Here is a 17,642-nt window from a genome sequence, read left to right as displayed (position 1 = left end):
TCCCCAGCGGCGGCGGGGGTGCGGGGCGCTGCCCCCGGGCCCCCGGGATATTTCGGGCAAGGTGAGCGGCCGGGGCGCGGCGCGGGTCTTGGGGGGCGGGTGTGCGGGGGCGCTGCCCCCGGGCCCCCGGGATATTTGGGCAAGGTGAGAGGCCGGGGCGTAGCGCGGGTCTTGGGCGGCGGTGAGCAGGGGCGCTGCCCCCGGGCCCCCGGGATATTGGGGGCAAGGGGAAGGGCGGGGCCTCGGCTGCGGCGGGCGATGTCGGTGGTGTTTCGCAGCGGCGGCGGCATCGGGTGGTGGATGCGCGGCGGGGGGCTTGCCGGCGCACGGTGGCGCGGGGCCGGCGCGCGCGGTCGATGCCTTGTGGCCGCGGTGCCTTTGGGCCGCGGGGGCCCGGCGGGCGATGGCCGGCTGGGGCGACCCCGACCCGGCGGCGCGGCGGGGGCGGCCTATTCGGCCGCGTCTTCGGTTTCGGGGGTTTCCACCGCGGCGACGCGGGCGAAGCTGCGCAGGATGAAATCGGGCACGTGGTCGCCCATGCCGGCGGGGGTGGGGCCTTCGTGCCGGTCGTCGCGGCGCCGGTCGCGCGGGGCATCGCGGCGCGGGTCGCGCGAGGCATCGCGGGCGGCGAAGTCGCGCCGGGGTTCTTCGCGGCGGGGTTCTTCGCGGCGGGGGGCGCGCGGCGATTCGGCGACCGGGACGGCCGCGGCGGTTTCACCCAACGCCTCGGCGGGTTCGGCGCGGGCCGGGCGTTCGGCCCGGTCGGAGCGCGGGCGGTCGCGGTCGCGCGCGGGGTGGCGCGAGCGGGGTTGGCGGTGTTCGCCGCGGTCGGGGCTGTCGTCGAACTCGACCGCCGGCGCCTCGACCCGGGGGATCTGCGCCTTGATGAGCGATTCGATGGCGGCCAGATACTTGTCGTCGCCGGGGGTGGCGATGGTGAAGGCCTTGCCCGAGCGGCCGGCGCGGCCGGTGCGGCCGATGCGGTGGATGTAGTCTTCGGCGTGGCTGGGCACGTCGAAGTTGAACACATGGCTGACGGCGGGAATGTCGAGACCGCGGGCGGCCACGTCGGAGGCGACCAGCAGGCGCAGGCTGCCGTCGCGGAAGGCATCGAGCGTGCGGGTGCGCTGCGACTGGTCGAGATCGCCGTGGATCGGGGCAGCATCGAAGCCATGCGCCTTGAGCGACTTGGCCACCACATCGACATCCATCTTGCGATTGCAGAAGATGATGGCGTTGGTGCAGGCCTCGCCTTCGTCCTTGATGAGGGCGCGCAGCACGGCGCGCTTTTCGCCGAAGGCGCGGTCGCGGCGCGACGGCGTGAAGGCAACCAGCCGCTGTTCGATGGTTTCGGAGGCGGTGGCCTGGCGCGCGACCTCGACCTTGGCGGGGTCTTTCAGGAAGGTCCGGGTGATGCGTTCGATCTCGGGCGCCATGGTGGCGGAGAAGAACAGCGTCTGGCGGCCGGGCGGGGTGAGGGTGAAGATGCGTTCGATATCGGGGATGAAGCCCATGTCGAGCATGCGGTCGGCCTCGTCCACCACCATGATCTGCACGCCGGTGAGCAGGAGCTTGCCGCGTTCGAAATGGTCGAGCAGGCGGCCGGGGGTGGCGATCAGCACGTCGACGCCGCGGTCGATCAGCAGATCCTGTTCCTTGAAGCTGACGCCGCCGATCAGCAGCGCCTTGGTCAGCTTGAGGTACTTGGTGTAGGTGTCGAAGTTTTCCGCCACCTGGGCGGCCAGTTCGCGGGTGGGCGCCAGCACGAGGCTGCGCGGCATGCGCGCCCGGGCGCGGCCGTTGGCGAGCCGGGTTATCATCGGCAGCGTGAAGCTGGCGGTCTTGCCGGTGCCGGTCTGGGCGATGCCCAGCACGTCGCGCCCTTCGAGCGCATGGGGAATGGCCTGGGCCTGGATCGGTGTCGGGGTTTCGTACCCGGCGTCGGCGATGGCTTGCAGAACCTTGGGATCGAGGTTCAGATCGGAGAATTTGGTCATGGACGTCCTTGAATTGCGGCATCGGACCGCAAGGGAAAAGGGACGCATGTCATCCGGGCGCCCCGGCGGCTGTCGCGCGCAGGGGGGCCCGCGCGCTGTCGTGGCATGGCGTTAGCGGAAATGCGCCGGAAGGTCAAGAAACCCGGCCGGGCGAGGCGTTTCGGGCCAGTTCGGCGCGGATTTCCGCCGTATGGGCGCCGCGGGCCGGCACGGGGCCGGGGGTGCGGCGCTGGCCGTCGAATCGCGGGGCGGGGGCAGGCTGCAATGGGGGGGCCGACCAGATGCCGCGGGCGGCGATGTGGGGGTCGCGGGCGGCTTCCTCGGGCGAGAGCACGGGGGCAAGGCAGGCGTCGGAGCCGGCGAAAAGCGCCGCCCAATGGTCGCGCGGGCGGGTGGCGAACAGGCCGGCGAGCCGCGCGGTCAGCACCGGCCATGCGCTGCGGTCGAACTGGCGGTCGCGGAAATCGGGGTCGTCCTGCAGGCCGAGGCCTTGCAGCAGCAGGCGGTAGAATTTGGGTTCCAGCGCCTGCACCGCGATGTGGCCGCCGCAGGCGCAGGCATAGCTGCGGCCCCAGTGCGGGCCGTCGAGCAGGCTTTGCCCGCGCGGGGTGGCAAAGCCGCCTTGCGCCGCGATCGCCATGACCAGCGCCATCATGTGCGCCGAGCCGTCGACGATGGCGGCATCGACCACGCAGCCGCGCCCGGTGGCGCGGGCGGCGAGCACCCCGGCGAGAAGCCCCACCGCAAGGTAAAGCGCGCCGCCGCCGATGTCGCCCACCAGCGTGGGCGGGGTCAGCGGCACGTCGCCCGGGGCCGAGGCATACCACAGCGCGCCCGAGCGGGCGATGTAGGCCAGATCGTGCCCTGCCGTCTGCGCCAGCGGGCCGGTCTGGCCCCAGCCGGTCATCCGGCCATAGACCAGCGCGGGGTTGGCGGCCCGGGCCTCGGCCGGGCCGAGGCCGAGGCGTTCCATCACGCCGGGGCGGAAGCCTTCGATCAGGGCGTCGGAGCGGGCGATCAGCGCCAGCGCGGTGGCGCGGTCGGCGGGATCCTTGAGGTCGAGCACGATGGAGCGTTTGCCGCGGTCGAGCAGGCTGTCGCCCGTGAGGCCGGGCAGGTCGGCGCCGCCGGGGCGGTGGACCACGGTGACCTCGGCCCCGAGGTCGGCCAGCAGCATGCCGCAGAACGGGCCGGGGCCGAGGCCTTCGATTTCCAGCACGCGCAGGCCCGCCAGCATCTCAGCGCCCCCGCAAGGCATCGGAGAGCAGCGCGCGCACCGTGTCGGGGGGCACGTCGTCGGCCACGAAGGCCTGACCGATGCCGCGCGCGAGGATGAAGCGCAGCCGGCCGTCCTGCACCTTCTTGTCCTGGCCCATCAGGTGCAGCAGGGCATCGGCATCGGGCAGGGGGCCGGGGATGTCGGCCAGATCCACCCTTGTGCCCATCTGGCGCAGGTGGGCGCGCAGGCGCGAGGGCGTTTCCTGCGCGAGAAGGCCGAGGCGGGCCGAAAGCTCGAAGGCCAGCACGCAGCCGATGGCCACGCCTTCGCCGTGCAGCAGCCGGTCGGAATAGCCGGTGGCGGCTTCGAGCGCGTGGCAGAAGGTGTGCCCGAGGTTGAGCAGCGCGCGGTCGCCTTCTTCGGTTTCGTCGCGTTCGACGATGTCGGCCTTCATCTGCACCGAGCGGCGCACGGCCTGTTGCAAGGCGGCGGTATCGCCCCGGGCCAGCGCGGGGCCGTGCCGTTCCAGCCAGTCGAAGAAGGCGGCATCGCCCAGCAGGCCGTATTTCACCACCTCGCCATAGCCCGCCAGCAGGTCGCGGGCGGGCAGGGTGGCCAGCACCGCGGTATCGGCCAGCACCAGCGAAGGCTGGTGGAAGGCGCCCACCAGGTTCTTGCCGTGGCGGGTGTTGATGCCGGTCTTGCCGCCCACGGAACTGTCCACCTGCGCGAGCAGCGTGGTGGGCAGCTGCACGAAGCGCACGCCGCGGCGCAGGATGGCGGCGGCAAAGCCGGCAAGGTCGCCGATCACCCCGCCGCCGAGCGCCAGCACGAGGTCGCGCCGCTCGATCCGTTCGTCGAGCAGGAATTCGGTGGCGGCGCGCAGCCCCTCCCAGCTTTTGGTGGCTTCGCCGGCGGGCAGCACATGGGTGGCATGGGCGATGCCGGCGGCGTCGAGCGCGGCTTGCAGCCGGGCAAGGTGCAGCGGCGCCACCTGCGACTCGGTCAGCACCGCCACCCGCTTGCGCCGCAGCAGGGGCGCGATTTCCGCCCCCGCCCGGTCGATCAGGCCCGGGCCGATTCGCACCTGATAGCTGCGCGCCCCCAGCGCGACCGGCACCACGTCGGACATGTCAATTCCTTTCCAGCACATCGGGGCGCACCAGCAGCGCCTCGGCCACGCGCGCGGCCGTCGCCTCGACGGGCAGGCCGGGCTGGCTGTCCACGATCAGGTCGGCCAGCGCATAGACCGGCGCGCGGGTTTCCAGCAGCGCCTTGAGCGTGCCGTAGGGGTCGGGGGTGCGCAACAGCGGCCGGGTGGACTTGTGGCGCACGCGCTGCCACAGCAGGTCGATGTCGGCGCGCAGCCAGACCGAGATGCCCTTGGCCGAAATCGCGCTCCGGTTCGCCTCGGACATGAAGGCGCCGCCGCCGGTGGACAGAACGCCGGGCGGGCCCGACAGCAGCCGGGCGATGATCTGGCTTTCCTTGAGGCGAAAGAACGGCTCGCCGTCGCGGGCGAAGATTTCGGGGATGGTCATGTTGGCGGCCTTGACGATCTCGTCATCGGAATCGCGGAACGGAACCCCCAGAATCCGGGCCAGATGGGTGCCCACGGCGGTCTTGCCGGCGCCCATCATGCCCACCATCACCACCGTCTTCTTCAATCGCCACTTCACGAAGGCCAGATTCCGCTGCTGCTGCCATGTCGGTTCTGAATGGCGTGAAGTTCCGAAAAAGGCCATATATATTCGGACAGGCATCCGCCGTGGCGCCGCAAGGCGCCGCGGTCGGCAAGGACAACACCCGTGTCAGGGCAAAGAGCAAGGGCAAGACGATGCGCGCGATCAAGGTCATCCTGGTGCTGGCGGTTCTGGGGTTTGCAGGGCTTGCCGGCTATGCCTATCTCGGCGACCTGACGCCGCCGACCGCGGCGGTGAGCCAGCCGGTTGCGCTGCCGGGCGCGGGCAATGGCAACTAGCGACAGGCGTTGCCTCTGGCTGGGCGCCGTGCTGGGGGCTGCGCTGGCGGCGCCGCAGGCGCTGGCGCAGGGGGCACCCTTGTCGGCCATCGACTGGTTGTCCGATACGGTCGCGCGCCCTGCCGCCCCGGCCGCCCCGGCCGAGCCTGCGCCTGAGCCCCCGGGCGAGCTGGCGCCGATCACCACCACAAGGCTGGCCGAGCGCAACCTGGATGCCGTGGGGTTGCTGCCCCTTTCGCTGACCGGGCTGGCGCCCGGGTTCTGGGCCGCATCGTCCACCGAGACGCTGGCCGGGCTGATCCGGGCCGAGCGGCCCGACCCCTTGCCGGCCTTGCGCGACCTGTTGCAGACGCTGCTTCTGGCCGAACTGCCCGCCCCCGCCGATGCCGACGGCGAAGGCGCCTTTCTGCTGGTGCGGGTGGACAAGCTGCTGGAGATGGGCGCGCTGGAGGCCGCCGCCGCGCTGGTGGAGGCGGCGGGCAAGCCCACGCCCGAGCTGTTCCGCCGTGCCTTCGACATCGCGCTTCTGCTGGGCACCGAGGACGAGGCCTGCGCCGACCAGCGCGCGGCACCGGGCATTGCGCCGACCTTTCCGGCGCGGGTGTTCTGCCTCGCACGCGGGGGCGACTGGCAGGCGGCCGAGCTGACCTTGCGCACCGCGCAGGCGCTGGGGCAGGTGGGGCCCGAGGATCTGGCCTTGCTGCAACGCTTCATTGCGCCCGAGCTTTACGAGGACGAGCCACCCTTGCCGCCGCCCGAGCGCCCCTCGCCGCTGGTGCTGCGCATACTGGAGGCGATCGGCGAGCCGATCTCGTCCACCGGGTTGCCGCTGGCCTTTGCGCATGGCGACCTGACGCCGGCGAACGGCTGGAAGGCGCGGCTGGAGGCCGGCGAGCGGCTGGCGCGGGTGGGTGCGATCGCGCCGGGGCAGTTGTTCGAGCTTTATGGCGAGCGGCTTCCGGCGGCCTCGGGCGGGGTCTGGACCCGGGTCGAGGCGGTGCAGCGGTTCGAGACCGCGCTGGCGGCGGGCGACCCGGCGGCGGTGGCCGCAAGCCTGCCGCGGGTCTGGGCCGCGCTGGCCGAGCGCGAGCTGGAGGTGCCCTTTGCCGAGGTGCATGCCGCGGCGCTGGCGCGCCTGCCGCTGACCGGCGAGGCGGGGGAGCTGGCGTTCCGCATCGCCTTGCTGGGCCCCGATTACGAGGCGGCGGCCCTGGCGCGCAGCCCCGAGACGGCCGAGGAGGCCTTTCTGGCGGGGCTTGCGCGCGGCAACCTGACGGTGCCGGCCCCGCCCGACGGGCTGGCCCGCGCCATTGCCCCGGCCTTTGCCAGCACCGGCACCGCGCCGCCGCTGTCGGCCCCGGTCGAGGTCTTGCTGGCCGAGGGGCGGCTGGGCGAGGCGGCGCTGGTGGCCATCGACAAGATCACCGCCGGGGCGATGGGCGACTTGCGCGCGGTGACCGAAGGGCTTGTGCTGCTGCGCCGTCTGGGGCTGGAATCGGCGGCGCGCAAGACGGCGCTGCAACTGATGTTGCTGGAGCGGCGGGGGTAGGCGGTGGACGGGGTGCCGATGCAACGGTGGATTTCCGGCTTTCTGGACGCGCAGGCCGCCGGGCGCGACCCGGCGCGCAACACGCTGCTGGCCTATGGCCGCGACCTGAAGGATTTTGCTGCCTGGCTGGGCCGGCGCGGGCTGCATTTCGCCACCGCGACGCAAGCCGATGTCGAGGCCTACCTCGTGCATTGCGATGCGCAAGGCTTGGCCACCGCCACGCGCGCGCGGCGGTTGTCGGCGATCCGGCAGATGTTCCTGTTCGCCCATGACGAGGGCTGGCGCGCCACCGACCCCGCCTTGCGGCTGAAGGGCCCGGGGCGCGCGCAGCGGCTGCCCGGGACGCTGAGCGAGGCCGAGGTGACCGCGCTGATCGAGGCCGCGCGCCGCAAGGGCCGCACCGAGGCCGACCGGCTGCGCGACACCTGCCTGATGGAGATTCTCTATGCCACGGGGCTGCGGGTGAGCGAGCTGGTGGGCCTGCCGGTGGCGGCGGTGCGCGGCGACCCGGCGCTGATCCTGGTGCGCGGCAAGGGCGGCAAGGAACGCATGGTGCCGCTGTCCAACCCGGCGCGGGCGGCGATCCGGGCCTGGCTGGCGGTGCGCGATGCGGCCGAGGCGGGGGCGCGGGCCAAGAGCCGGTTCCTGTTTCCGTCGCGCAGCGCCGAAGGGCACCTGACGCGGCTGCGCTTTCACGCGCTGGTCAAGGAACTGGCGCTGGCCGCGGGGCTGGACCCGGCGCGGGTCACGCCGCACACGCTGCGCCACGCCTTTGCCACGCATCTGCTGGCGCGCGGGGCCGATCTGCGCGCCATCCAGACGCTGCTGGGCCATGCCGACCTTGCAACCACCGAGATTTACACGCATGTGCTGGAAGATCGGTTGCGCGACCTGGTGATGACCCATCACCCGCTGGCGCGCGACGACTGACGGCGGTGCCGCGCCCGGGATCGGGCGGCGGTGCCGGAACAACCCTTTTGCTGGACCCCAGATACGCAGATGGACCCTTCTTCCCTCGATACCGGCTTCTGGCTGACGGTCGGCGCCATTCTTGGCCTGCTGGTGCTGTCGGGCTTCTTTTCCGGCTCGGAAACCGCGCTGACGGCATCGAGCCGGGCCAAGCTGAAGGCGCAGGCCGACAAGGGCGAACGGCGCGCGGAAACCGCGATGAAGGTCACCGACGACAGCGAACGCATGATCGGGGCGATCCTGCTGGGCAACAACGTGGTCAACATCCTGTCGGCCTCGCTGGCCACGGCGCTGCTGACGCGGGTGTTCGGCGACAGCGGGGTGGCGCTGGCCACGCTGGGCATGACCTTGCTGGTGCTGATCTTCGGCGAGGTGCTGCCCAAGACCTATGCCATCGCCAACCCCGAGACGGTGGCCTTGCGGGTGGCGCCGGTGATCCGGCTGCTGATCCTGGTGTTCGCGCCGGTGGTCACGGTGGTGCGCACGCTGGTGCGCGGGCTCTTGTGGATGGTGGGCGTGCGCACCGACCCCGACAGCCATATCCTGGCCATCCGCGAGGAAATCGTGGGCGCCATCGCGCTGGGGCATTCGGAAGGCGCGGTGGAAAAGGAAGACCGCGACCGGCTGCTGGCCACGCTGGACCTGTCGGACCGCACGGTCGAGGAGGTGATGAAGCACCGTTCGGAAATCGAGATGATCGATGCCGATGCGCCGCCGGAAAGGATCCTGACGCAGGCGCTGTCGTCGCCGCACACCCGGCTGCCGGTCTATCGCGGCGAGCCCGAGAACATCCTGGGCGTGGTGCATGCCAAGGATCTGCTGCGCGAGGTGGATCGGCTTGTGCGCGCGGGCGGCGAAGGCGAGGCGGCGGGGCTGGCGGAGCTGGATATCCTCAGGATCGCGCGCAAGCCCTATTTCGTGCCCGAGACCACCGACCTTGACGACCAGATGCGCCAGTTCCTGAAACGGCGCACGCATTTCGCGCTGGTGGTGGACGAATACGGCGCCTTGCGCGGGCTGATCACGCTGGAAGACATCATCGAGGAAATCGTCGGCGACATCACCGACGAGTTCGACGTGACCCGCGACCAGGCGTTGAAGCGCACCGAAAGCGGCGATTACCTGATCGACGGCGCGATGACCATCCGCGACCTGAACCGCGCGCTGGACTGGAACCTGCCCGACGACGAGGCGAACACCGTGGCAGGGCTGGTGATTCACGAGGCGCAGACGATTCCGTCCGAAGGCCAGGTGTTCAGTTTCCACGGGTTCCGGTTCGAGGTGATGACCCGGCGGGAAAACCGCATCACCCGGTTGAAGGTGCGCCCGCTGTAAGGGCGAGGCGGGGCGTGCGGCGAACAGGGGGGCGGGGGGCCAGCCCCCCGTACCCCCCGCCGAAGGGGGGCGCTGCCCCCCTTCGGCATCCCCCCGGGATATTTGGATCAAGGTGAAAGGGGCCGGGGGGGGCGAAGGGCGCCGGGGGCGCTTGGGGTGCGGGGCGCCCGGGGGCGCCGGGGGAAGCGGGGGACGCCCGAGAAGCGAAGGGCGCCGCGGGCGCTTGGGGAAGCGGTGAGCGCCGGGGGCGCCGGGGGCTGCGTCAGAACGGGATTTCGTCGTCGAAATCGCTGGAGCGGCCTGCGCCGAAGCCCGGGTCGCGCGCCGGGGCGCCGCCGCCGTAGCCGCCGCCCGAATAGCCCGGATCGCGCCCGCCGCCCCGGCCGGAGCCCATGTCGGCGCCCATTCCGCCGCTCATGTCGGCGCCGGCGCCTTCGCCGCGGCCGCCCAGCAGGGTGAGTTCGCCGCGGTAGGGACGCAGGACGATTTCGGTGGTGTAGCGTTCCTGGCCGGACTGGTCCTGCCACTTGCGGGTTTCGAGCTGGCCTTCGATGTAGACGGTGCTGCCCTTGCGCAGATACTGTTCGGCGATGCGGGCCAGGGCCTCGTTGAAGATGGCGACCGAATGCCATTCGGTGCGTTCCTTGCGTTCGCCCGATTGCTTGTCGCGCCAGGTTTCCGAGGTGGCGATGCGCAGGTTCACCACCTTGCCGCCGTTCTGGAAGCTGCGCACCTCGGGGTCGCGGCCCAGATTGCCGACCAGAATGACCTTGTTGACCGAACCTGCCATGTGCTTGCCCCTTGCTGTTGTGCGGCCGGCCGCGGCCTGACCGGCCCCGGCCCGGAAACCCCTATAGCCCGCGCGCGGGGATGTCGCAATCGGCGGCGGCGGCGGAAGGCCGCAAGGTGCCGGGTGCGGGGGGTGGCGCGGGCGGGGTTTTGCGCTATAGTCGCGCCGACCGATGGCAAGGAAGGCGAAGGCGGGATGCGGGCAAGCGTGCTGGTGGCGACCCTGGCGGGGCTGTGTCTGGTGGCCGGCCCGGGTCAGGCGCAGGGCCTGTCGCAAGGCGGTGGCGCCAAGTCGCGCGAGGCGCTGTTTGCCCAGCAGAAGAAGTTGCTGGACGGGCGGCTGGCGCAGCAATATGCCGCCTCGGCCCGGTTGACGCCCAAGGGCAGGAAGACCGCCACCGCCTCGACCAGCGGGATGATTCCGCGCTATGCCGGGCGGTATCAGGGCGAATGGCTGGCGGCGGCGCGGGCGGCGGCGGCGCGGCATGGCGTGCCCGAGGATCTGTTCCTGCGGCTGGTGCAGCAGGAATCGGGGTTCAACACCGCGGCCGTGTCGCCCAAGGGGGCCACGGGGCTGGCGCAGCTGATGCCCGATACCGCACGGCTGCTGGGGGTGGATATCAACGACCCGCATCAGAACCTGGATGGCGGGGCGCGTTACCTCAAGCGGATGCACGCGCGCTTTGGCGACTGGCGGCTGGCGCTGGCGGCCTACAACGCGGGGCCGGAAGCGGTGGAAAAGCACGGCGGCATCCCGCCCTTTGCCGAAACGCAAGGCTATGTGAAGGCGATCCTGGGCAACTGACCGGGGCGGGGGCGCGGATGATTCTGTATGGCATTTCCACTTGCGACACCTGCAAGAAGGCGCAGAAGGCGCTGGTGGCGGCCGGCCATGCGGTGACCTTCCGCGATGTGCGCGCCAACCCCTTGAGCGAGGCCGAGATCGCCGAGTTCGTGGCCGAATTCGGGCCGGCGATCGTCAACCGGCAATCGACGACGTGGCGCGGCCTGTCGGCCTTCCTGCGCGAGAGCGAGCCCGAGGCGCAGCTGGCCGCGCAACCGACGCTGATGAAGCGCCCGGTGATCCGCGGCCCCGGCGGGTTGACGCTGGGCTGGTCGGACGAGGTGGCGGCGCGCCACGGCGCGGGCGGCTGAGCCGGGGCGGTCAGCCCCAGGCCACCGGAACCGCGACGGGGCCGCGAAACGCCCAGCCGTGAAAGCGCACCGGGCCCTCCAGCCGCAGCCGCGGCAGGCGGGCGAACAGCATGGGCAAGGCCACTTCGGCGATCAGGCAGCGCGCGGCGGCGGCACCGGCGCAGAAATGCGGCCCGGCGCCGAAGGTCAGCGCCGGGCCGGTGTCGCGGGTCAGGTCGTAGCGGTCGGGGTTGCGGAACACGGTTTCGTCGCGGTTGGCCGAGCCGAACATCAGGAACACCCGGTCGCCGGGGGCGAAGGTCACGCCTTCGACCGTGTCGGCCCGGGCCACCTGGCGCGGCGACATGCCGATGGGGGCGACGAGCCGGGCGTATTCGTCGAAGGCGCGGCCCCAGTCGGCGCGGCCGGCCTGCACCTGTGCCAGCGCCTGCGGGTGGGCCAGCAGCGCCCAGGCGGTGCCGGCGATGGCGTCGCGCGGTTCGTTCTGCCCGCCCGAGATCACCAGCTTGACGTTGGCGCGCAAGGCGGCTTCGGGCAGGCCGGCGGCCATCTGCACGCCGATGCAGCTGAGGTCGGGGGCGGCGGAAAGCTCGGCCATGCGCGCGCCGATCTCGGCATCGAGAAAGGCGGTGGCGGCATGGCAGCGCGCCTCGACGGCGGGGGCGCCGGCATAGTTCGCGCAGCCGTCGATCATGGCCTGGCTGGCGGCATCCATCTGTGCGGCGGTGATGCCGGTGAGGCCGGTGATCGCTTTCAGCGCCTCGCCGGCGACGGGCATGGCGAAATCGGCCACCAGATCGGCCCGGCCGGCAGGGGCCAGCCGATCGAGCACCGCGGCACAGGCGGCGCGGAACTGCGGTGCCCAGTGGTCGCGCACGGTGCGCGGCGACAAGGCGGGAAACAGCGCGCGGCGTTCGGCCATGTGGGCGGCGCCATCCTTGCGCATCATGTTTTCGCCCATCAGCCGGGTCATCAGACCACCGGGCTGGACCGAGGAAAACACCTCGACCCGCTTTTCCTGGGCAAAGATCGTGTCGCGCCGCGTCATCAGCGTGGCGCCCAGTTCGGGCACCTGGCAGATCGGCGCCTCGGCCCGCATGCGCGCAAGATCGGGGTAGGGGTCGGCCGCGAAGGCCGCCCGGTCGATGTGGTAGACCGGCGCATCGGACATGGCGCACCCTTGCTGATTCACCGCCCGCAGGATGGCACGGGGGCGCGGGGGCGGCAAAGCCCCCGGGGTCGGGCGACCGGGCCCGCGGGCATGAAAAAGCCCGCCGGAAGCGGCGGGCGTTTTTCGGGCTTGCCCCAGGCGGGTCAGCCGCCCCAGGTGCGCACCGGGCCGCAATCCATGTGGACGAAGTTCGACCGCGAATAGCGCCCGACCCCGCCCGAGGCGCAGGCTTCGGCGGCGCGGGCGATCTGGCCGACCGAGCGCGACTTCAGCCGCAGGTCGGCGGCCTGGCCTTGCATGTGCAGCGAATTCTTGGCCACGCCGCGGCTGCTGGAGCGCAAGGCGCGGTTGGTCTGCGGCGAACGGTAGCCCGACAGCAGCATGTAGGGTTCCGACACATCCATCAGCTTGTGCGCCGCCGCCATGATGTCGAGCGTGCGCGCATCGATGCGGTGGACGGTGCCGGTGCGCACGTCGCGCATGAAGTGGTTGATTTCCTTGAGCGCTTCCGGGATGTACTTGCCGTCGATCCAGTAGATGGTGTCGAGGCTTTCGCCGGTGCGCCCGGAATACATGCGAATGCGCCGGATGTCGCCGCCGCCCCGCAGAAACCCGAAGGCATTGGTGTAGGTCGGTGCTGCCGCCACGATGCCAGCCGCAAAAATCCCCAGCAGCTTGCGCCGCGAGAAATCGCTTGTCCCCGTTTCGGTCATTCCTGCTCGCCTGTCCCCGCAAGCCGCACGCGATGGCAAACTGCGTGCGCCCTGTCGTTTCGTTTCTGCTGCATCCCCAAATGCCCGAGCGTTATGGCATGGTTCGATTCGCCAACCAACCCTTCTGGCGGCCGGTCTTCCGGTTTCTGGCAGCAATCGGCAAAAATTTGCTGAATGTCGCCCGGGGCCGGGGGCGGATTTCGTTGCGCGGCGGCCACAAAACCGTTGCACGCAAGGCATCGCGCGTGGCGCGGGCGATGGACAGTGCCGGCGCGAAAACGCATCATCGCCACGCGAGTTCAAGGCGCAGGCCTTGAGCCTGAACGGTTTTTTCCTGGTCGAGGAGTGGTCCATGCCCCTGTCCCGTTTCCGTCGCGGAGCCCTGTCGATGTCGGTGCTGCTGGCGCTGGCGGGGCCTGTCTGGGCGCAATCGGCGGGCGGGCTGGCCTCGGGCGGCGGGGCGCTGGTCGTCAAGTCGGCCTTGCCGCACCTGAACGGCTTTCGCCAGGCGCTGGCCGCGGCGGCGGCCAAGGATGCGGCGGTGGCCGATTTCTACCGCGCCAACGGCTATGCCGCGATCTGGACGGCGCAAGGCCCCGAGGCCGAACTTCGGCGGGCGGTGTTGCTGTCGGCGCTGGATACCGCCGGGCTGCATGCCTTGCCGGTGGCGCGCTACGATGCGGCCGCGCTGCGCCGGGCCTTCCGCGACCTGCGGTCGGAAGGCGACCGCGGGCGGCTGGAGGTGCGGCTGACGCGGGCCTTGCTGGATTTCGCGCGCGATCTGCACTCGGGCGCGCTGGAGCCGCGGTCGATCGACCCCGGCCTGGTGCGCGAGGTGCCGCGGCATACGCCCGAGGCGATCCTGGCCGGGTTTCTGGCCGACCCGGCGGGGTTCGTGCACGGGCTGGCACCGCGCAACCCCGAATATGCCCGCCTGGTCAAGGCGCGGGCGCGGCTGTTGGCCGACATCGCGGCAGGGGGCTGGGGCGACCCGGTGCCGGCGCGCGCCTTGCGCCCGGGCGCCAGCGGGGCGGCGGTGGTGGCCTTGCGCGACCGGCTGACGGCGATGGGCTATCTGGGCCGGTCGGCGACGCAGGTCTATGGGCCCGAGATCCAGGCCGCAGTGCGCGCCTTTCAGTTCGATCACGGGCTGACCGCCGACGGCGCGGCCGGCGAGGCGACGATGGCCGCGATCAACACCCCGCCCGAAGAACGGCTGAAGGCGGTGACCGTGGCGCTGGAGCGCGAACGCTGGGCCAACATCGACCGCGGCCGGCGCCACATCTGGGTCAACCTCGCCGACTTTACCGCCAAGATCATCGACGACGGCAAGGTCACCTTTGCCACCCGCGCCGTGGTCGGGTCCACCGTGCCGGAAAAGAACACGCCCGAGTTCAGCCACCTGATGACCTACATGGAGCTCAACCCCGACTGGACGGTGCCGCCGGGCATCATCCGGCGCGATTACCTGCCCAAGCTGCAGGCCAACCCCGGCGCGCTGGCGCATCTGCAGGTGGTGGACAGCCGGGGCAGGGTGATTCCGCGCGGGTCGGTGAACTTTGCCGCCTACAAGGCGGGCAACTTCCCCTTCAGCCTGCGCCAGCCGCCGGGGGCGACGAACGCGCTGGGGCGGGTGAAGTTCATGTTTCCGAACCCCTGGTCGATCTATCTGCACGACACGCCCGACAAGCACCTGTTCGCGCGGGAAAACCGGGCCTATTCCTCGGGCTGCGTGCGTCTGAACGACCCGTTCGACTTTGCCTATACCCTGCTGGCCCGCCAGGAGGACGACCCCAAGGCCGCCTTCCACAAGGTGCTGGATACCGGCCGGCAGGAACGCATCTTCCTCAAGGATCCGGTGCCGGTGCATCTGGATTACCGCACCGCCTTTACCGATGCGCGCGGGCGGCTGAACTTCCGCGGCGACATCTACGGGCGCGATGCCCGCATCTGGGCGGCGCTGCAACGCGCCGGGGTGGCAGGCTGAGCGCGCCGCCGCGCCTGATGCTGGATGCCTGCGTGCTGTTTCCCACCGTGCTGCGGGAACTGCTGGCAGGGGCGGCGGCGGCCGGGCTGCTTCGCCCGTGCTGGACGGCGCGCATCCTCGAGGAATGGGCGCGGGCGGTGCGCAAGCTGGGGCCGGGCGCCGAGGCGGTGGCCCGGGCCGAAATCGCCGGCCTGCGTGCGGCCTTTCCCGGCGCCGAGGTGGCCGAGGCGCCGCATATCGCCGCCCGGCTGCATCTGCCCGACGACGGCGACCTGCACGTGCTGGCCGCCGCCATTGCCTGCGGCGCCGATGGCATCGTCACGCTGAACGCGGCCGATTTCCCGCGCGGCACGCTGGCGGCCGAAGGGCTGGTCCGGCGCGACCCGGACGGGTTGCTGTGGGACCTGGCCAGCCACCACCCGGCGGCGATGGCGGCGGTGGCCGAGGCGGTGCGCGCCCGCGCCGAGGCGATTTCCGGCCAGCCGCAGCCCTTGCGCGCGCTTTTGAAACGCGCCCGGCTGCACCGGCTGGCGCGGGCGCTGGGATGAGTGGCACCTTTCCCCGCGCGCGCGCAGCCGCTACAAGGCAGGCGAACCGCCGGAGATGCCGATGACCGCCGCCCCCACCGCCGCCCCGACCGCCGCCCCGCTTTCGATGACCGCCTTTGCCACCGTCCGCGGCCAGGGCGCCGGGCCGATTGCCGCGTTTTCCTGGGTGTGGGAGGTGCGTTCGGTCAACGGCAAGGGGCTGGATCTGCGCCTGCGCCTGCCCGACTGGGTCGAGGGGCTGGAGCCTGCGGTGCGCGCGGAACTGACGCGGCGGATCGGGCGGGGCAACGTGTCGGCCGGGCTGCGGCTGACGCGGGCCAGCGGCGCCGAAGCGCTGCGGGTCAACCCGCAGGCCCTGGCCGCGGCGCTGGAGGCGCTGGCGCAGGTGCAGGCGGCGGCCGGCCATGTCGGGGTGGAGCTGGCCGCCCCGAGCCCGGCCGAGGTGCTGGCCTTGCGCGGCGTCACCGAAACCGCCGCGGCCGAAGACACCGATGCACCGGCGCTGCTGGCCGCGCTGATGGCCGCTCTGGGCGCCGCACTGGACGATTTCGAGGCGATGCGCCGGGCCGAGGGGGCGGCGCTGGCGCAGGTGCTGGCCGGCCAGATCGACCGCATCGCCGCCCTGGTGGACGAGGCCCGCGCCGCCGCCGAGGCGCGCCGGCCCAGGGTGGCCGAATCCTTGCGCGAGGCGCTGGCCCGGGTGGCCGAGGCCACCGAGGCCGACCCCGCCCGCGTGGCGCAGGAACTGGCGATGCTGGCGCTGAAGGCCGACGTGACCGAGGAGCTGGACCGGCTGACCGCCCATGTCGCCGCCGCCCGCGCCCTCTTGGCGCAAGGCGGCCCCGTCGGGCGCAAGCTGGATTTCCTGAGCCAGGAGTTCAACCGCGAGGCCAATACCTTGTGTTCCAAGTCGGGCGACATCGCGCTGACGCGGATCGGGCTGGACCTCAAGCACCTGATCGACCAGATGCGCGAACAGGTGCAGAATCTGGAGTGATGCCATGCCCCGCCGCGGGTTGCTGCTGATCCTTTCGTCGCCTTCGGGGGCGGGAAAATCCACCATGGCGCGCCGGCTGATGGCGTGGGATCCCACCTTGCGCTTTTCCGTCTCGGCCACCACCCGCCCGCCGCGCCCGGGCGAGGAACACGGCGTGGACTACTGGTTCCACAGCCGCGAAAGCTTTGCCGCGCTGGTGGACGCGGGCGGGATGCTGGAACATGCCGAGGTGTTCGGCAACCTTTACGGCAGCCCCCGCGCCCCGGTCGAACAGGCGATGGCCGAAGGGCGCGACACGCTGTTCGATGTGGACTGGCAAGGCGGCCAGCAGATTCGCAACTCGGTGCTTGGCAAGGATGCGGTGTCGGTGTTCATCCTGCCGCCCTCCATCGCGGAACTCGACCGCCGGCTGCGCAGCCGCGGCCAGGACAGCGACGCGGTGATCGCCGGCCGCATGGCCAAATCGCGCGACGAGATCAGCCACTGGGCGGAATACGATTACGTGCTGGTCAACGACGATGCCGACCGCACCTTTGCCGATCTGGTGGCCATCGTCACCGCCGAGCGGCTGAAACGCGACCGCCAGCCCGACCTTTCGGCCTTTGTCCGCAGCCTCAACACGGAGTTCGACGCCCGATGATCTATGCGCTCGATGGCCACGCGCCGCAGATTCACCCCGATACCTGGGTGGCGCCCGGCGCGCATGTGATGGGCAAGGTGGTGCTGGAAGAAGGCGCGAGCATCTGGTTCGGCGCCGTCCTGCGCGGCGACAACGAGGAAATCCGCATCGGCACCGGCAGCAACGTGCAGGAAAACTGCGTGCTGCACACCGACATGGGCTATCCGCTGGCGATCGGGCCCGACTGCACCATCGGCCACAAGGCCATGCTGCACGGCTGCACCATCGGTGCCGGCACGCTGATCGGGATGGGGGCCACGATCCTGAACGGCGCGCGCATCGGCAAGGGCTGCCTGATCGGCGCCGGCGCGCTGGTGACCGAAGGCAAGGACATCCCCGACGGCAGCCTGGTGATGGGCGCGCCCGGCAAGGTGGTGCGCGTGCTGGACGAAGCCGCACAGGCGCGGCTGTTGAAATCCGCCGCCGGCTACCGCGCCAACATGCGCCGGTTCCGGGTCGGATTGGTGCCTGTCGCCACGCCGCCCGGCTCTTGACTCAGCCCCGACCGCAGACTATCAGCCCGCATCCCGGGCAAGCGCCCGGGGTTTTCATT

Annotated in this window: 18 protein-coding genes; 11 read left to right on the top strand and 7 right to left on the bottom strand. The window is 71.5% G+C overall.

The features are described from left to right. Positions 1–449: 449 nt before the first annotated feature. The 4 genes from ACK4S2_RS11530 to ACK4S2_RS11515 all read right to left on the bottom strand — a co-directional run bounded on the left by ACK4S2_RS11530 (position 450) and on the right by ACK4S2_RS11515 (position 4,961). Positions 450–1,997, bottom strand: coding sequence for a DEAD/DEAH box helicase (locus tag ACK4S2_RS11530; RefSeq protein ID WP_409624243.1), 1,548 nt, complete (start codon positions 1,995–1,997; stop codon positions 450–452). A gap of 133 nt (positions 1,998–2,130) precedes the next feature. Beyond that, a complete protein-coding gene (locus tag ACK4S2_RS11525; protein ID WP_409624240.1) occupies positions 2,131–3,234 on the bottom strand; it encodes a CaiB/BaiF CoA transferase family protein in 1,104 nt (367 codons plus the stop codon). 1 nt (position 3,235) lies between these two features. Continuing rightward, positions 3,236–4,348: a 3-dehydroquinate synthase gene (aroB, locus tag ACK4S2_RS11520; protein ID WP_409624237.1), complete on the bottom strand. Its 1,113-nt coding sequence runs from the start codon at positions 4,346–4,348 to the stop codon at positions 3,236–3,238. A 1-nt stretch (position 4,349) separates the two neighbouring features. Beyond that, the gene (locus ACK4S2_RS11515) at positions 4,350–4,961 is read right to left on the bottom strand and encodes a shikimate kinase (RefSeq protein ID WP_409624234.1); all 612 of its coding nucleotides are present in this window, start codon (positions 4,959–4,961) and stop codon (positions 4,350–4,352) included. Positions 4,962–5,053: 92 nt separating this feature from the next. Here ACK4S2_RS11515 and ACK4S2_RS11510 point away from each other — a divergent pair, with 92 nt between their 5' ends. The 4 genes from ACK4S2_RS11510 (at position 5,054) to ACK4S2_RS11495 (ending at position 9,050) form a co-directional block, all read left to right on the top strand. Next, a complete protein-coding gene (locus ACK4S2_RS11510) occupies positions 5,054–5,197 on the top strand; it encodes a hypothetical protein (RefSeq protein WP_409624232.1) in 144 nt (47 codons plus the stop codon). After that, positions 5,187–6,746, top strand: a complete 1,560-nt coding sequence (locus tag ACK4S2_RS11505; RefSeq protein WP_409624229.1) for a hypothetical protein — start codon at positions 5,187–5,189, stop codon at positions 6,744–6,746. The genes ACK4S2_RS11510 and ACK4S2_RS11505 overlap by 11 nt, the downstream gene beginning before the upstream one ends. Positions 6,747–6,764: 18 nt before the next feature. Further along, on the top strand, positions 6,765–7,676 hold the full coding sequence (locus ACK4S2_RS11500) for a site-specific tyrosine recombinase XerD (protein ID WP_409624227.1): 912 nt from the start codon (positions 6,765–6,767) through the stop codon (positions 7,674–7,676). Between the two features lie 69 nt (positions 7,677–7,745). After that, the gene (locus ACK4S2_RS11495) at positions 7,746–9,050 is read left to right on the top strand and encodes an HlyC/CorC family transporter (RefSeq protein ID WP_409624225.1); all 1,305 of its coding nucleotides are present in this window, start codon (positions 7,746–7,748) and stop codon (positions 9,048–9,050) included. A 262-nt stretch (positions 9,051–9,312) separates the two neighbouring features. Here the strand turns inward: ACK4S2_RS11495 and ssb are convergent, their stop codons facing one another. Then, positions 9,313–9,840 (bottom strand): single-stranded DNA-binding protein, encoded by a 528-nt coding sequence (gene ssb / locus ACK4S2_RS11490; protein ID WP_409624222.1) that lies wholly within the window; start codon positions 9,838–9,840, stop codon positions 9,313–9,315. Between the two features lie 195 nt (positions 9,841–10,035). Between ssb and ACK4S2_RS11485 the strand changes: the two genes are divergently transcribed. Then, positions 10,036–10,644, top strand: a complete 609-nt coding sequence (locus tag ACK4S2_RS11485; protein WP_409624219.1) for a lytic transglycosylase domain-containing protein — start codon at positions 10,036–10,038, stop codon at positions 10,642–10,644. A 17-nt stretch (positions 10,645–10,661) separates the two neighbouring features. Then, a complete protein-coding gene (locus tag ACK4S2_RS11480; RefSeq protein ID WP_409624216.1) occupies positions 10,662–10,994 on the top strand; it encodes an arsenate reductase family protein in 333 nt (110 codons plus the stop codon). Between the two features lie 10 nt (positions 10,995–11,004). Here ACK4S2_RS11480 and ACK4S2_RS11475 read toward each other — a convergent pair whose 3' ends face one another. Both ACK4S2_RS11475 and ACK4S2_RS11470 read right to left on the bottom strand, forming a co-directional pair. Then, entirely contained in the window at positions 11,005–12,165 is a 1,161-nt protein-coding gene (locus ACK4S2_RS11475) for a cytochrome P450 (RefSeq protein WP_409624213.1), read from the bottom strand. A 143-nt stretch (positions 12,166–12,308) separates the two neighbouring features. After that, positions 12,309–12,878: a YcbK family protein gene (locus ACK4S2_RS11470; RefSeq protein ID WP_409624210.1), complete on the bottom strand. Its 570-nt coding sequence runs from the start codon at positions 12,876–12,878 to the stop codon at positions 12,309–12,311. A gap of 352 nt (positions 12,879–13,230) precedes the next feature. Between ACK4S2_RS11470 and ACK4S2_RS11465 the strand changes: the two genes are divergently transcribed. From ACK4S2_RS11465 to ACK4S2_RS11445, 5 genes are all read left to right on the top strand, one after another. Further along, positions 13,231–14,865 carry a murein L,D-transpeptidase gene (locus ACK4S2_RS11465; RefSeq protein WP_409624207.1) on the top strand — a complete coding sequence of 545 codons (1,635 nt, stop codon included), beginning with the start codon at positions 13,231–13,233 and terminating at the stop codon, positions 14,863–14,865. A gap of 17 nt (positions 14,866–14,882) precedes the next feature. Then, a complete protein-coding gene (locus ACK4S2_RS11460) occupies positions 14,883–15,413 on the top strand; it encodes an RSP_2648 family PIN domain-containing protein (protein WP_409624204.1) in 531 nt (176 codons plus the stop codon). Between the two features lie 61 nt (positions 15,414–15,474). Then, positions 15,475–16,410, top strand: coding sequence for a YicC/YloC family endoribonuclease (locus ACK4S2_RS11455; RefSeq protein WP_409624201.1), 936 nt, complete (start codon positions 15,475–15,477; stop codon positions 16,408–16,410). Positions 16,411–16,414: 4 nt separating this feature from the next. Next, a complete protein-coding gene (gene gmk, locus ACK4S2_RS11450; RefSeq protein ID WP_409624198.1) occupies positions 16,415–17,050 on the top strand; it encodes a guanylate kinase in 636 nt (211 codons plus the stop codon). Then, positions 17,047–17,583, top strand: coding sequence for a gamma carbonic anhydrase family protein (locus ACK4S2_RS11445; RefSeq protein ID WP_409624195.1), 537 nt, complete (start codon positions 17,047–17,049; stop codon positions 17,581–17,583). Before gmk ends, ACK4S2_RS11445 begins: the two co-directional genes overlap by 4 nt. Positions 17,584–17,642: the final 59 nt, after the last annotated feature.

The organism is Gemmobacter sp. (assembly GCF_046292685.1).
GTDB lineage: Bacteria > Pseudomonadota > Alphaproteobacteria > Rhodobacterales > Rhodobacteraceae > Wagnerdoeblera.
This window is presented reverse-complemented; position numbering and strand designations above follow the sequence as displayed.